Source organism: Streptomyces sp. NPDC091280, from assembly GCF_044768565.1.
GTDB lineage: Bacteria > Actinomycetota > Actinomycetes > Streptomycetales > Streptomycetaceae > Streptomyces.
In genome coordinates, this window is the sequence record NZ_JBIVUZ010000011.1 from 172,604 (window position 1) to 185,223 (window position 12,620).

Here is a 12,620-nt window from a genome sequence, read left to right on the forward strand (position 1 = left end):
GGGACACCCCTAGAACACCGGCGTTCCGTTCCGCGTCAACTTCCAGTCCACCGAGGCGAAGTCGGCCGGGTCCAGCACACCCTTCGCGGTCACCCACTCCGCGATCCGCGTCCGGATCTCCGTCGACTCCGACCACACCTCGGTCGCCGACGCCACATGCGGGAACGCGCCGCCGCCGTTCGCCCGGTAGTTGTTCACCGCCAGCACGAACTGCCGCGCGTCGTCGAGCGCCGCACCCTCGTACGTCAGGTTCTTGATCCGCGCCCCGGCCGGCTGCGCGATGTCGATCTCGTACGAGAAACCCGACACGTAGTCGTAGTTGTAGTCCGGACGGCCACCCGCGTTCGTCAACTTCTCCGTGTCGACAGCCGCGTCGGCGGCCGTCTGCACGAAGTACTCCGCCGAGTACTCCAGGTACGCCCGCACCTGAGCGCCCGTCAGCACCTTCGCGACCAGCGTGTTGTCGTAGACGTACAGCCCCGACAGATCCCGGATCGTCACCTCGCCCGCCGGGATCTCCGAGGTCCGCGAGAACGGCGACGCCTGCGCGATCACCGGCAGCGACGCGTACGCCGTCCCCGCCAACGCGGCCTTCACCACGTCCTCCTGGACCTTGGTGATCAGATCGATGATCGGGGCGTCCTTGTACCGCGCCTCCACCGTCGTCAGCGTCGCCGTCGCCGTGCCGACCACCTGGTTGACGTACTCCACGACCAGCGCGTGCTCGTCCTTCAGCAGCCGCGTGATCTTCGGATCGTCCGCGACCGTCTTCGCGTCCCGCAGCGAGGCCGCCACCGACTCGACGGTCCAACGACCCTTCTCGAAGACGAGGTCGAAGTCGAACACGCTCAACCGCTCGGCGTAGCACAGCGGTTCGGACAGCACGACCGTCTTCCCCGTCGCCGTGTTCGTGACCTTCAACTCCGGGATCTCCACATGCGCGTGCCCGACGAGGATCGCGTCGATCCCGGGCACCTGCTGCGCGACCAGCGCCGCCGAGTTCTCCACATACGGCAGCTGGTCACCGTACGACGACGTCCCCGAGGACCCCGAGTGCGCCGACACCACGACGACGTCCGCCCCCATCGACCGCAGCTTCGGCACCCACTTCGCCGCCTGCTCCTCCAGCCCCGGGAACGTCAACTTCCCCTGCACATACGCCTTGTCCCAGATCGCGATCCCCGGATTCGTCAGCCCCAGCACCGCCACCTTCACCGGCGGCGCCCCCGGCACCCGGAACTCCTTCATGAAGTACGGCGGGAACGCGGGCCGCTGCGTCTTCGCGTCCAGCGCGTTCGCGCCGAGCAGCGGGAAACGGCACTGGTCCTCGAACTTCCGCAGCGTCTCGATGCCGTAGTTGAACTCGTGGTTGCCCAGCGCCGCCGCGTCGTAGCCGATCGCGTTCATCGCCTGCGCCATCGGGTGCACCGGCCCGCCCTTGGCGGTGATCGGGTCCACCTTCGCGAAGTAGTACGTCAGCGGGGTGCCCTGGATCGTGTCGCCCGCGTCCAGCAGCAGCGTGTTGTGCCGCCCCTTCTCCTTGCGGATCTGCTCCACCAGCGTCGAGACCCGCGCCAGACCCATCGCGTTGCCCTTGGCGTCGGAGTACTCCGCGTCCTTGAAGTAGTCCCAGTTGAAGACATGCCCGTGGAGGTCGGTCGTGCCCAGCACGGTCAGCGAGTACCGCTTCGGCCGCCGCCCCGGCTTCTTCTTCTCCGCGGCCTGCGCCGCCGGAGCCGCCGCCGCACCGGCCAGCGCCACCCCCGCACCCGTCACGGCGGACTTCTTCAGGAACTTCCGGCGGTTCAAGGGCATGTCTGGATCTCCTCGGGAAACGGTCAACAACGCGCGTAGATTCTTACTCGCTTCTTACCGCAAGCGACAGGCTCCGCAGGTTTCGATCTGATGACCAGCAGGCGGCCCGGCTGACAGAGTGGGACGTATGACCACCCCCGGCACGGACGACCAGCAACCCGCCGTCCCCTACGGCACCCCCGACGCCCCCCGCATCGCCGTCCGCGGCGAAGCCCACCTCGAAGTCGACCCCGAGATCGCCCGCATCGGCATCACCGTCGCCGCCCGCGGCAGCGACCGCCGTGCCGCCCTCGACGACCTCACCCGCCGCAACACCACCGTCCTCGACCTCGTCAAAAGCTACGGCGACGCCGTCGAACACCTCGAAACCGGCGGCTTCTCCATCACCCCCGAACTCACCAGGCACGGTCGCGGCGAACGCGTCCACCGCTACCACGGCAGCGTCCACATCACCGCCGAACTCGCCGACTTCACCACCCTCGGCGAACTCACCACCCGCCTCGCCGACCTCGAACTCACCCGCGTCGACGGCCCCTGGTGGGCCCTGCGCCCCGACTCGCCCGTCCACCGCCAGGCCCGCCAGCAAGCCGTCCGCGAAGCCGTCCAACGCGCCCGCGAATACGCCGAGGCACTCGGCACCACTCTCGCCGCGCTCGTCGAACTCGCCGACATCGGCGCCGAACACGCCGAGACCTACGGCGCCCCCCAGCGCCGTATGCGCTCCATGTCCCTCGGGGCGGCCGACGCCGACGCCACCGCCGCCGCACCCCTGGACCTGGAACCCCAGCGGCAGCACGTCTACGCCCAGGTCAACGCGCGCTTCACGATGAGGCCCCCCAGCCTGTGACCGCAGCCCCGATTCAATGCGCTTCTTTCGACTATTCGAACGCTCATTGGAGCACCCCGCCGCACATTCAAGCCTTGTCAACAAGGCTTCACCCAAAGGTTGTTGAGTAGTCATGCGCGACGAATTCCCTACCCGTCGGTAAGGCCTAGGCTCGGACTATGCGCCGAGCGAAAATCGTCTGTACTTTGGGCCCCGCCACCGACTCGTACGACCAGATCAAAGCCCTGGTCGAAGCCGGAATGGACGTAGCCCGCTTCAACCTCAGCCACGGCACCCACGCCGAACACGAGGAACGCTTCCAGCGCGTCCGCAAGGCCGCCGAGGAAACCGGCCGCAGCATCGGAATGCTCGCCGACCTTCAAGGCCCGAAGATTCGACTCGGCCGATTTGCCGAAGGCCCCGTACTCCTTGAACGCGGAGACACCTTCACCATCACCGTCGAAGAAGGCGCCGAGGGCGACCGCCAGTCCTGCGGCACCACCTACACGGGCCTCGCCACCGACGTCACGCCCGGCGAACGCGTCCTCGTCGACGACGGCAAGGTCTGCCTCGAAGTCACCTCCGTCGACGGCCCCCGCGTCCACACCAAGGTCGTCGAAGGCGGCATGGTCTCCGACCACAAGGGCCTCAACCTCCCCGGAGTCGCCGTCTCCGTCCCCGCCCTCTCCGACAAGGACGAGGACGACCTGCGCTGGGCGCTGCGGGCCGGCTTCGACGTCATCGCGCTGTCCTTCGTCCGCAGCGGCAAGGACATCGACGACGTCCACCGCATCATGGACGAGGAGGGCCACCGCCTCCCCGTCATCGCCAAGGTCGAGAAGCCGCAGGCGGTCGAGGCCATCGAGGACATCGTCGCCGCCTTCGACGGCATCATGGTCGCCCGCGGCGACCTCGGCGTCGAAATGCCCCTGGAACAGGTCCCGATCGTCCAGAAGCGCGCGATCAAACTCGCCAAGCGCAACGCCAAGCCGGTCATCGTCGCCACCCAGATGCTCGACTCGATGATCGAGAACTCCCGCCCGACCAGGGCCGAGGCCTCGGATGTGGCCAACGCCGTCATCGACGGCACGGACGCGGTGATGCTGTCCGGCGAGACCAGCGTCGGCAAGTACCCCATCGCCACCGTCACCACCATGGCCCGCATCGTCGAAGCGGCCGAGGAGGACATCCTCGCCAAGGGCCTGCCCCCGCTGACCGAACGCAACAAGCCCCGCACCCAGGGCGGCGCGGTGGCCCGGGCCGCCGCCGAGATGGGCGACTTCCTCGGCGCGAAGTTCCTGGTCGCCTTCACCCAATCCGGCGACACGGTACGGCGGTTGTCCCGCTACCGGTCCCCCATCCCGGTCATGGCCTTCACCCCCGACCCGGCCACCCGCGCCCAACTCACCCTCACCTGGGGCGTCGAGACGATCCTCGGCCCGCACGTCGACTCGACGGACGCGATGGTCGACCAGGTCGACGAACTCCTCCTCAAGTACGGCCGCTGCCAGAAGGGCGACACCGTCGTCATCACGGCGGGCTCACCGCCCGGGGTCGCCGGCTCGACGAACCTGGTCCGGGTCCACCATGTGGGCGAGGACGACAGCCCCAAATAACGCCGGGGGATTAGTACTTGGGGCCCACGTGGGTGTCCATGAGGGCGACTGAGGCGCGGCGGGCGACGGAGATGTTGTACGGGTTGCCGTTGCGGATGCAGTGCGTCCAATCGACGCCGAGCTTGTCGAGCGTGTCGGTGTAGAGCTGCCGAATGTCGTCGGAGACGTTGGTGAAGAAGTACCGAGGGTATTCGTAGCGCTTGAGTTCACCTGCGACGCGGCGAGTGGTCCAGTTGGTGAAGCGGCACCCGTCGGAGTGGATGAGGCCGCGGACGAATTCCCAGGGGTGGGCGTCGACGATTTCCTGTTGCCAGGGTTCGAGGACGATCGGGCGCTCGTGTTTCCTGCCGGGGCCGTGTTGGGGGAAGAGGCAGTGCAGGTGCTTCGAGTAGACCTTCACGTTGCGGCAGCCGACCTTGCGGACCCGGCATACGGAGTTGTCGGGGAAGACGGCGTGCATGGCTTCTTCGCAGTGGTCCATGAGCCCCGGCCATGACTCGTCGCACGTGATCATGAGACTGGGTACGCGGTGCTCCGAGTACTGACTGATGTGACCATCACCGAGGTAGAGGCCGAGCAGGTAGCCATATGCCGCGCGGTCAAGGTCTCGGCCGTCGCAGCGTGGGCACTTCGGGTCGTGCTTTCCCGGGCATTCGCCGCGTTCCGCGCGATCCAGGTGCTTCCAGTAGCCGATGGTGCCGAGTGGGATGTTGAGCCGGCGTGCCACTTCCGCGTTCCCCACGCCGTCGCGCAGCAGCGTCTGCGCCTGTTGTCGAACCTCAGTGCCGTGAAAGTTCATGCGAACACTCTGTGTGACTGACCGGCATCGGGCGCAGCAAAAAGCGGAGGATCACGCGAACGTGATCCTCCGCTTCAGAGGTGCCGGGTGCGGGAGTCGAACCCGCACGTCCTTTCGGACAGATGTGTTTGAGACATCAGCGTCTGCCATTCCGCCAACCCGGCTGGCCAACCCCAGAGGAGTGTACCGGGTCACCGCAGCGAGGTGCAGCTAGGTAGGCTCTTGTCAGCACCACCCCCGTGCCCTGAACGAGGAGCCCCCGTGACCGCCCCCGAGTCGCCCCAGCCCGTGGACGCGCCCGACGACGACAAGTCGCACGTGCCTCCGCTGACGACCCGTGTCGTCATCGCCGAGGACGAGGCCCTGATTCGGCTCGATCTCAAAGAGATGCTCGAAGAAGAGGGGTACACCGTCGTCGGCGAGGCCGGTGACGGTGAGCAGGCCGTCGAGCTGGCCCGTGAGCACAAGCCCGACCTCGTGATCCTCGATGTGAAGATGCCCAAGCTGGACGGTATCTCCGCGGCCGAGAAGATCGCCGAGGAGGGCATCGCGCCCGTACTGATGCTCACCGCCTTCTCGCAGCGCGACCTCGTCGAGCGGGCCCGGGACGCCGGTGCGATGGCGTACCTGGTGAAGCCGTTCAGCAAGAGTGACGTCGTACCGGCGATCGAGATGGCCGTCTCGCGCTTCACCGAGCTGAAGCAGCTGGAGCAGGAGGTCGCCGACCTCACGCTGCGGCTGGAGACCCGCAAGCTGGTCGACCGGGCGAAGTCGATCCTTCAGACGGAGTACGGGCTGAGCGAGCCGGCCGCGTTCCGGTGGATCCAGAAGACGTCGATGGACCGTCGGATGTCGATGCAGCAGGTCGCCGAGGCGGTCATCCAGGACGCGGACGAGAAGAAGTCGTCGAAGGGCTGACGACGTCCGAGGCTGTGACGGCGACGAGGCCCGCGTCCCCTGAGCTGGGGGCGCGGGCCTCGTCGCCGTAGGAGACGGACGGTGCGGGGCTAGTCCTCGCCGAGGTACGCCTTCCGTACCGACTCGTCGTGCAGGAGGTCCTCGCCGGTGCCGGAGAGGACGATGTTGCCGACCTCCATGACATGGCCCTGGTCGGCGAGGGACAGGGCCGCCTGGGCGTTCTGTTCGACCAGGAGGATGGTCGTGCCCGATGCCTTCAGTTCGACGATCGTCGCCATGATCTTCTGCATCATGATCGGCGAGAGGCCCATGGAGGGTTCGTCGAGCATGAGCAGCTTCGGCTGGGACATCAGGGCGCGGCCCATCGCCAGCATCTGCTGTTCGCCGCCGGAGAGGGTGCCTGCGGCCTGCTTCTGGCGCTCTCCCAGGATCGGGAAGAGGTCGTAGGCGCGCTGGATGTCCTTCTCGATGCCGTCCTTGTCCTTGCGGAGGAAGGCGCCGAGTTGGAGGTTCTCCGCGATGGTGAGGCGGGGGAAGATGTGCCGGCCTTCGGGGGAGTGGGCCAGCCCGAGGGAGACGATCTTGTGGGCGGGGACGTTCTTCAGCGGTTTGCCGTCGAAGGTGATCGTGCCGCCGGAGGGCTGGAGGAGGCCCGAAAGGGTGCGCAGGGTGGTCGTCTTCCCGGCGCCGTTGGTGCCGATGAGGGTGACGACCTGGCCGGCCTCGACGCTGAAGGAGATGCCCTTGACGGCTTCGATCTTGCCGTAGGAGACCCTGAGGTCCTCGACCTCTAGCAGTGCGGTCACTGGGCTTCTCCCTCGGCGCTGGTGGTGCTGGTGGTGCTCTCCGGTTCCGCCGCGGGCTGGGTGTCCTCGGGGGTGCCGTCGGGGGTGCCTTCGAAGGGTTCGCCGAGGTAGGCGGCGACGACGCGTTCGTCGGCCTGGACGACGTCGGAGGTGCCTTCGACGAGTTTCTCGCCCTGGACGAGGACGGCGACGCGGTCGCAGAGGTTGAAGATGAAGCGCATGTCGTGCTCGATGACGAGGACGGCGATGCCCTTGTCGCGGATGGCGAAGACCAACTCCTCGGTGGCCCGCGTCTCTTGGGGGTTCATGCCGGCCGTCGGCTCGTCGAGCAGGAGGAGGCCGGGTTCGGACGCGAGCGCCCGCGCGATCTCCAGCTTGCGCTGTTCGCCGTAGGGGAGGTTGCGGGCGAGGTGGTCGCGCTTGTGGGCGAGGCCGATGAACTCCAGGAGTTCCATGGCGCGTTCTTCGCTGGCCTTCTCGGCCTTCTTGAAGCCGGGGCCGCGCAGGAGGGCCGACCAGAGGCCTTCCTTGGTGCGGGTGTGGCGGCCGACGAGGACGTTCTCCAGGACCGTCATGTTGGCGAACAGGCGGATGTTCTGGAAGGTGCGGGCGATGCCGGCCTTGGTGACCAGGTGGGGCTTCGGGGGCAGGACCGTGCCCTGGTAGGAGACGGTGCCCTCGGTGGGGACGTAGAGGCCGGTGAGGCAGTTGAAGAAGGTGGTCTTGCCGGCGCCGTTGGGGCCGATGAGACCTACGATCTCGCCGCTGTTGACGGTGAAGTCGACGGATCGGACGGCGGTGAGGCCGCCGAAGCGCATGGTGACGTCACGGGCTTCGAGTACGGGTGTGGTCATGGCTCTCTACGCCCCTGCCTTGGTGATGGCCGGTTCGTCGGTCAGGGTCGTGGTGTCCGGTACGTCGAGTTGGCCGGTCTCGTGGAATTCGAGCTGGCGTCGCCGGTTGGGGATGATGCCTTCGGGGCGGAAGCGCATCAGCAGGATGAGCGCGATGCCGAAGGCGAGGAGCGACTTGTCCTGGAGGGCGACGAGCTTCTCCGGGAGCAGGTAGAGCAGGGCGGCGCCGAGGAAGGGTCCGGAGACGGTGCCCATGCCGCCGAGGACGACGGCGGCCAGGAGGAACGCGGAGTTGGGCGGGGCCGCTCCGGCGAACTGGTACGGGTTGGGCACCACGCTGTAGGTGACGTGGGCGCTGACCGTGCCGGCGAGGCCGGCGAGGGTGGCGCCGAGGGCGAAGGCGATGAGCTTGACGCGGAAGCCGTTGATGCCCATGGCGGTGGCGGCGGTCTCGTCCTCGCGGATGGCGATCCAGGAGCGGCCGATGCGGGAGTCGGAGGCGCGGCGGTAGATCGTGACCACGAGCGCCATGATCAGGACCATCAGCAGGTAGTAGTTGGCGAAGCGGCCGATGGTGAATCCGGCGATGTCGTGGTTGTCCCCGAAGTTGAAGCCGAAGAACGACAGGTCGGGGATGGACGGGATGCCGTTGGGGCCGTTGGTGATGTCGGGGCCGGAGACGCCGTCCATGTTGTTGACGGCGATGCGGAAGATCTCTCCGAAGCCGAGGGTCACGATGGCGAGGTAGTCGCCGCGCAGGCGCAGGGTGGGGGCGCCGATGAGGACGCCGAAGACCAGGCTGGCGGCGGCGCCGGTGAGGGCGGCGGCCCAGAAGGGGAACTGGACGCCGGAGAACTTGGAGAACTCGGAGCCGGAGACCAGGGCGGCGGTGTAGGCGCCGACGCCGAGGAAGGCGACGTAGCCGAGGTCGAGGAGTCCGGCGAGGCCGACGACGATGTTGAGGCCGAGGGCGACGGTGCCGAAGATCAGGATGTTCACGCCGAGGTTGGCGTAGTGGTCGTTCGTCTGCGTGAACGGGAAGGCGATGGCCGCGACGAAGCCCATGGCGAGGGCGAAGCTGCGGTTGGTGGCGGTGAGGTGGCTGAACCGGTCGAAGAGGCCGGCGGTGTGCAGCGCCCAGGCGGTGAAGACGACCACGATGAGGAAGCCGACGAAGAGTTCGTCCTCGGCGTCGATGCCGTAGGCGAAGACGGTGAGGGCGAGGGCAGCGACGATCGTGATGGTCAGTCGCTGGATCCAGGGTGCGGTGGCCTGGGGGGCGGGGATGCGGTCGGCCTTGGCGATGTACGCCTTGAGCGCGTCCTTGGTGGTGTCGGTGGCGTCCTGCGGGAGGGCGAGGGCGCCGATGACGGGGAGCAGGGAGGCGACGGCGGCGATGTAGGTGCCGGGTTCCCAGTTGGCGATGCCGCCGAGTTCGGCGGCGATCGCGATGACCGTGTACCAGGTGACGGCGAAGCCGCCGAGGGCGGTCAGGACGACGGGTGCGTTGTTGCGGGCGGGCAGCAGCCAGCCGAGTCCGCGGACGCCGTAGGTGGCGAGGGCGAAGAGGGCGGTGATGAGGCCTGCGACGAGGCTGAGGATCTGGAGGCCGCCGGGGTAGCCGTTGACGGTGAGGTCGCCGGGGAAGTCGGAGGTCCAGGTCCAGGCGAGGAACGTGGAGGCGGTGGTGGCGATGCCGCCGACGAGGAGGAGGGCGCGGGCCGCCGCGAGAGGCAGCGGGATCAGGCCGCGCTGTTCCGTGGTGGCGGCGGGCGTCTCGGGGGTCTCGGTCGTCTCGGTCATGTGATCACGCCCTGTCCGCGACGCGTTCGCCGAGCAGACCCTGTGGCCTGAACAGCAGTACGAGGATGAGGAGACAGAAGGCCCAGACGTTGGCCCAGCTGGAGCCGCCGAGCTGTTCCATGCCGGGGATGTGGCTGATGTAGGCGGAGGCGAGGGTCTCGGCGACGCCGAGGACGACTCCGCCGAGCATGGCGCCGTAGATGTTTCCGATGCCGCCCATGACGGCCGCGGTGAAGGCCTTGAGGCCCATCAGGAAGCCCATGCGGTAGTCGATGTTGCCGTACTTGAGGCCGTAGGAGACGGCGGCGACCGCGGCGAAGAACCCGCCGATGGCGAAGGCTATGACGATGATGCGGTTGGTGTCGATGCCCATGAGCTGCGCGGTGTCCGGGTCCTGGGCGGTGGCCTGCATGGCGCGGCCGGTGCGGCTCTTGCGCACGAACCAGGCGAGGCCGGACATGCAGACCACGGCGGCGATGACCAGGAAGATGTCGGCGTCCGAGATGGTGACGGAGCCGATGTCGTGGTTGCCGTCGAGGCTGGGGAAGGAGCGGGCCTTGTCGGCGCCCGGGTAGAAGTTCCGGACGAGTTCCTGGAGGGAGAGGGACAGGCCGATGGCGGTGATGAGGGGGGCCAGTCGTGGTGCTTGCCGCAGGGGGCGGTAGGCGAATCGTTCTGCCCCCACTGCGACGAGGACGGAGACGATTCCGCCGCCGATCAGCATGAGTGGTACGGCGACCACCATCGCGGTGCCGTCGGGCAGGATGTAGGCGTAGACCGTGAGGGCGCCGAAGGCCCCGGTCATGAAGATCTCGCCGTGCGCGAAGTTGATGAGCTGGACGATGCCGTACACCATCGTGTAGCCGATGGCGATCAGCCCGTACATCGAGCCTAGGAGCAGCCCGTTGGCCAGCTGCTGCGGCAGGGTGTTCACCGCATGGCCTCCATGTCGCTGGTGGTCGTGTGCACAGATCGCGTGCCTGGGGGTGGGGGGGTGTGACAACGGGCCGCGCGGTCGGGATCCTCCTCCCGCGCGGCCCGTGGTGCGGTGATGCTGGAGCTGGTGAGGTCAGCTGCCGTTGAACGTGCCGGTCTTCACGGCCTTCCAGGCGCCGTTGGTGACCTGGTAGACGGTGAGCTGCTTGTTGGTGGTGTCGCCGTACTCGTCGAACGCGACCTTGCCGGAGATGCCCTCGAAGTCGGACTTCTGGACGGCGTCGACGACCTTGGAGCGGAGGTCGTTGCTGGCGGGCAGCTTGTCGCTGTTGGCGTCCTTGACGGCCTTCACGGCCTTGATGATGGCGGTGGCGGCGTCGTAGGCGTAGGCACCGTAGGCGCCGTAGTCACCCTTGTAGCCCTTGGCCTTGTAGGTCGCGATGAACTGCTTGGCGGCGGGCAGGGTGTCGGCGGGGACACCGACGGAGGTGGCGAGGTCGCCCTCCGCGGCCTTGCCGGCGGTCTGGATGTAGGTGGTGGCGAACATGCCGTCACCGCCGAACAGCGGGATCTTGACGCCGGCGCCCTTGAGCTGCTTGGTGATCTTCTCCGACTCGTCGTACTGGCCGCCGTAGTAGAGCAGGTCGGCGCCGGAGTTCTTGATCTTGGTGACGAGAGTGCTGAAGTCGGTGTCACCGGTGTTGACGTGGTCGGTGCCCGCGATGGAGCCGCCGAGCTTCTTGAAGGCGCTGTTGAAGATCCCGGCCAGGCCGGCGCCGTAGGTCTGCTTGTCGTCGACGACGAAGGCCTTCTTCTTCTTGAGGCCGTTGTACGCGTAGTCGGCGGCGAACGCACCCTGGAGGGCGTCGGTGGTGGCGGTGCGGAAGTACGTCTTGTAGGGCCGCGTCTTGGTGGTCGCCCAGTCCTTGCCCTGGGTCAGGGCCGGGTTGGTGTTCGAGGGGGAGATCTCGACCATGTTGGCGGAGGCGAACACCTGCTGCATCGACTGGGCGACGCCGGAGTTCAGCGGGCCGACGGCGCCGACAACGTTGCTGTCGCCGGTGAAGGCGGTGGCGTTGGACTGGCCGGTGGCGGGCTGCGCCTTGTCGTCCAGGGCCTTGACCTTGAATTTGACGCCGGGGACCCAGTTGTTCTTGTTGGCGTCGTCGACGGCGATCTGGACGCCGTACTGGATGCCGAGGCCGGTGGTGGAGTTCTCACCGGACAGGGGAGCGTCGACGCCGATCGTCAGGGTGGTGGACCCACTGTCACTCTTACTGCCGCTGTCCCGGGAACCGCAGGCGGTCAGGGTCAGAGCTCCGGTGGTGAGTACGGAGGTAAGAATCACCAGAGAACGCTGTCGCACAATCTGTCCTTTCCGCAGGCACAGTCGCCCGGGTGGGGCGGAGGGTGCTGCGCTGGTACCGAACTCCCGATGGAGCGGTGACTGGCCGTGACTCTAAGCCCGGTCTGTGGGCATGGGCATCGTCGTGCGCTGGCTTGTGACTTTCTTGTTATGACGTGCCGGTTGGCGGGCTTCGCGGAAGGTGGGTCTCGGCCGGTTTGGCGGAATTCAGCCGCGGTCCACATTTTGAGAACCTGCACTTCCGCTTGGCCGTGGGCCTGGCCTGGCGTTTGTCGTGCCGCAAGCCCTGTGCAGGAGCTGGGAAAGGTCCTTGGAGTAGGTGGCGCCGAAGATGAAACTGTGGCGTTGTATTGCGCGCGTGTTACGGAGCGTTACGTCCAGAAAGGCGAGGTCCGCATTCAGGGGCAGTCCCGAACAGTCGGAAACGGATATCTCCACGGTGATGCGGCGGGTCGCTCCGGTGTGCACGGTGAAGGACGGTTCCGGGACGGCCTGGGCGGTGAGTCCGTCGAAGGCGGCGCCGGTGACGCGCAGGGTGACGGCGGGTCCGCGCTCGACGGACACGGCGAAGCGGAAGAAGCCGGTCGTGGTGGGGGAGTCGATGGTCTGGGCCAGCCCGACGTAGCGCCAGGAGGTGACGTTCGCGGGCCAGGGTGTGGGGGGCCGCGGGTCGCTGTGCCCGAGGGAGTGGACGGGTTGCAGGAGGAGCGCTCCGACCCCCAGGGCGAGGACCGAGCCCGCCGCGAGCACGGCTCTGCGGGCACGCGGCGACAGGCTGTGCCAACGGTCCGTCAGATGGGGCGGATCGCCGCCGATGACTTCGTAACTCCCGTGCGTCTCCGGCGAGTCGACGGATTCGACGGGCCCGATACCGCTCATGC

General features: G+C 67.5%; 11 protein-coding genes and 1 tRNA gene. 3 read left to right on the plus strand and 9 right to left on the minus strand.

Going from position 1 to position 12,620, the window contains the following annotated elements; translation table 11 throughout:
* Nucleotides 1-9 precede the first annotated feature (9 nt).
* Nucleotides 10-1,815 carry a bifunctional metallophosphatase/5'-nucleotidase gene (locus tag ACIQPR_RS31450; RefSeq protein WP_403655141.1) on the minus strand — a complete coding sequence of 602 codons (1,806 nt, stop codon included), beginning with the start codon at nucleotides 1,813-1,815 and terminating at the stop codon, nucleotides 10-12.
* 127 nt (nucleotides 1,816-1,942) lie between these two features.
* On the opposite strand from ACIQPR_RS31450, the gene ACIQPR_RS31455 reads away from it, so the two are divergent.
* Complete coding sequence (locus ACIQPR_RS31455; protein ID WP_403655143.1) at nucleotides 1,943-2,662, plus strand: SIMPL domain-containing protein; 720 nt, start codon at nucleotides 1,943-1,945, stop codon at nucleotides 2,660-2,662.
* Between the two features lie 158 nt (nucleotides 2,663-2,820).
* The gene (gene pyk, locus ACIQPR_RS31460; RefSeq protein WP_403655145.1) at nucleotides 2,821-4,257 is read left to right on the plus strand and encodes a pyruvate kinase; all 1,437 of its coding nucleotides are present in this window, start codon (nucleotides 2,821-2,823) and stop codon (nucleotides 4,255-4,257) included.
* Between the two features lie 10 nt (nucleotides 4,258-4,267).
* On the opposite strand, the gene ACIQPR_RS31465 is transcribed toward pyk, so the two are convergent.
* Both ACIQPR_RS31465 and ACIQPR_RS31470 read right to left on the minus strand, forming a co-directional pair.
* The gene (locus tag ACIQPR_RS31465) at nucleotides 4,268-5,056 is read right to left on the minus strand and encodes a helix-turn-helix domain-containing protein (RefSeq protein WP_403655147.1); all 789 of its coding nucleotides are present in this window, start codon (nucleotides 5,054-5,056) and stop codon (nucleotides 4,268-4,270) included.
* An 81-nt stretch (nucleotides 5,057-5,137) separates the two neighbouring features.
* Nucleotides 5,138-5,220, minus strand: a tRNA-Leu gene (locus ACIQPR_RS31470).
* A 97-nt stretch (nucleotides 5,221-5,317) separates the two neighbouring features.
* On the opposite strand from ACIQPR_RS31470, the gene ACIQPR_RS31475 reads away from it, so the two are divergent.
* Nucleotides 5,318-5,974 carry an ANTAR domain-containing response regulator gene (locus ACIQPR_RS31475; protein WP_019062225.1) on the plus strand — a complete coding sequence of 219 codons (657 nt, stop codon included), beginning with the start codon at nucleotides 5,318-5,320 and terminating at the stop codon, nucleotides 5,972-5,974.
* 89 nt (nucleotides 5,975-6,063) lie between these two features.
* Here ACIQPR_RS31475 and ACIQPR_RS31480 read toward each other — a convergent pair whose 3' ends face one another.
* The 6 genes from ACIQPR_RS31480 to ACIQPR_RS31505 all read right to left on the minus strand — a co-directional run bounded on the left by ACIQPR_RS31480 (nucleotide 6,064) and on the right by ACIQPR_RS31505 (nucleotide 12,618).
* Nucleotides 6,064-6,780: an ABC transporter ATP-binding protein gene (locus ACIQPR_RS31480; protein ID WP_403655149.1), complete on the minus strand. Its 717-nt coding sequence runs from the start codon at nucleotides 6,778-6,780 to the stop codon at nucleotides 6,064-6,066.
* The gene (locus tag ACIQPR_RS31485) at nucleotides 6,777-7,634 is read right to left on the minus strand and encodes an ABC transporter ATP-binding protein (protein WP_403655150.1); all 858 of its coding nucleotides are present in this window, start codon (nucleotides 7,632-7,634) and stop codon (nucleotides 6,777-6,779) included. The genes ACIQPR_RS31480 and ACIQPR_RS31485 overlap by 4 nt, the downstream gene beginning before the upstream one ends.
* A gap of 6 nt (nucleotides 7,635-7,640) precedes the next feature.
* Entirely contained in the window at nucleotides 7,641-9,437 is a 1,797-nt protein-coding gene (locus ACIQPR_RS31490) for a branched-chain amino acid ABC transporter permease (protein ID WP_403655152.1), read from the minus strand.
* Between the two features lie 4 nt (nucleotides 9,438-9,441).
* Complete coding sequence (locus ACIQPR_RS31495) at nucleotides 9,442-10,371, minus strand: branched-chain amino acid ABC transporter permease (RefSeq protein ID WP_403655154.1); 930 nt, start codon at nucleotides 10,369-10,371, stop codon at nucleotides 9,442-9,444.
* A gap of 135 nt (nucleotides 10,372-10,506) precedes the next feature.
* Complete coding sequence (locus ACIQPR_RS31500; protein WP_403655636.1) at nucleotides 10,507-11,724, minus strand: branched-chain amino acid ABC transporter substrate-binding protein; 1,218 nt, start codon at nucleotides 11,722-11,724, stop codon at nucleotides 10,507-10,509.
* A gap of 222 nt (nucleotides 11,725-11,946) precedes the next feature.
* Entirely contained in the window at nucleotides 11,947-12,618 is a 672-nt protein-coding gene (locus ACIQPR_RS31505) for a hypothetical protein (RefSeq protein ID WP_403655156.1), read from the minus strand.
* Nucleotides 12,619-12,620: the final 2 nt, after the last annotated feature.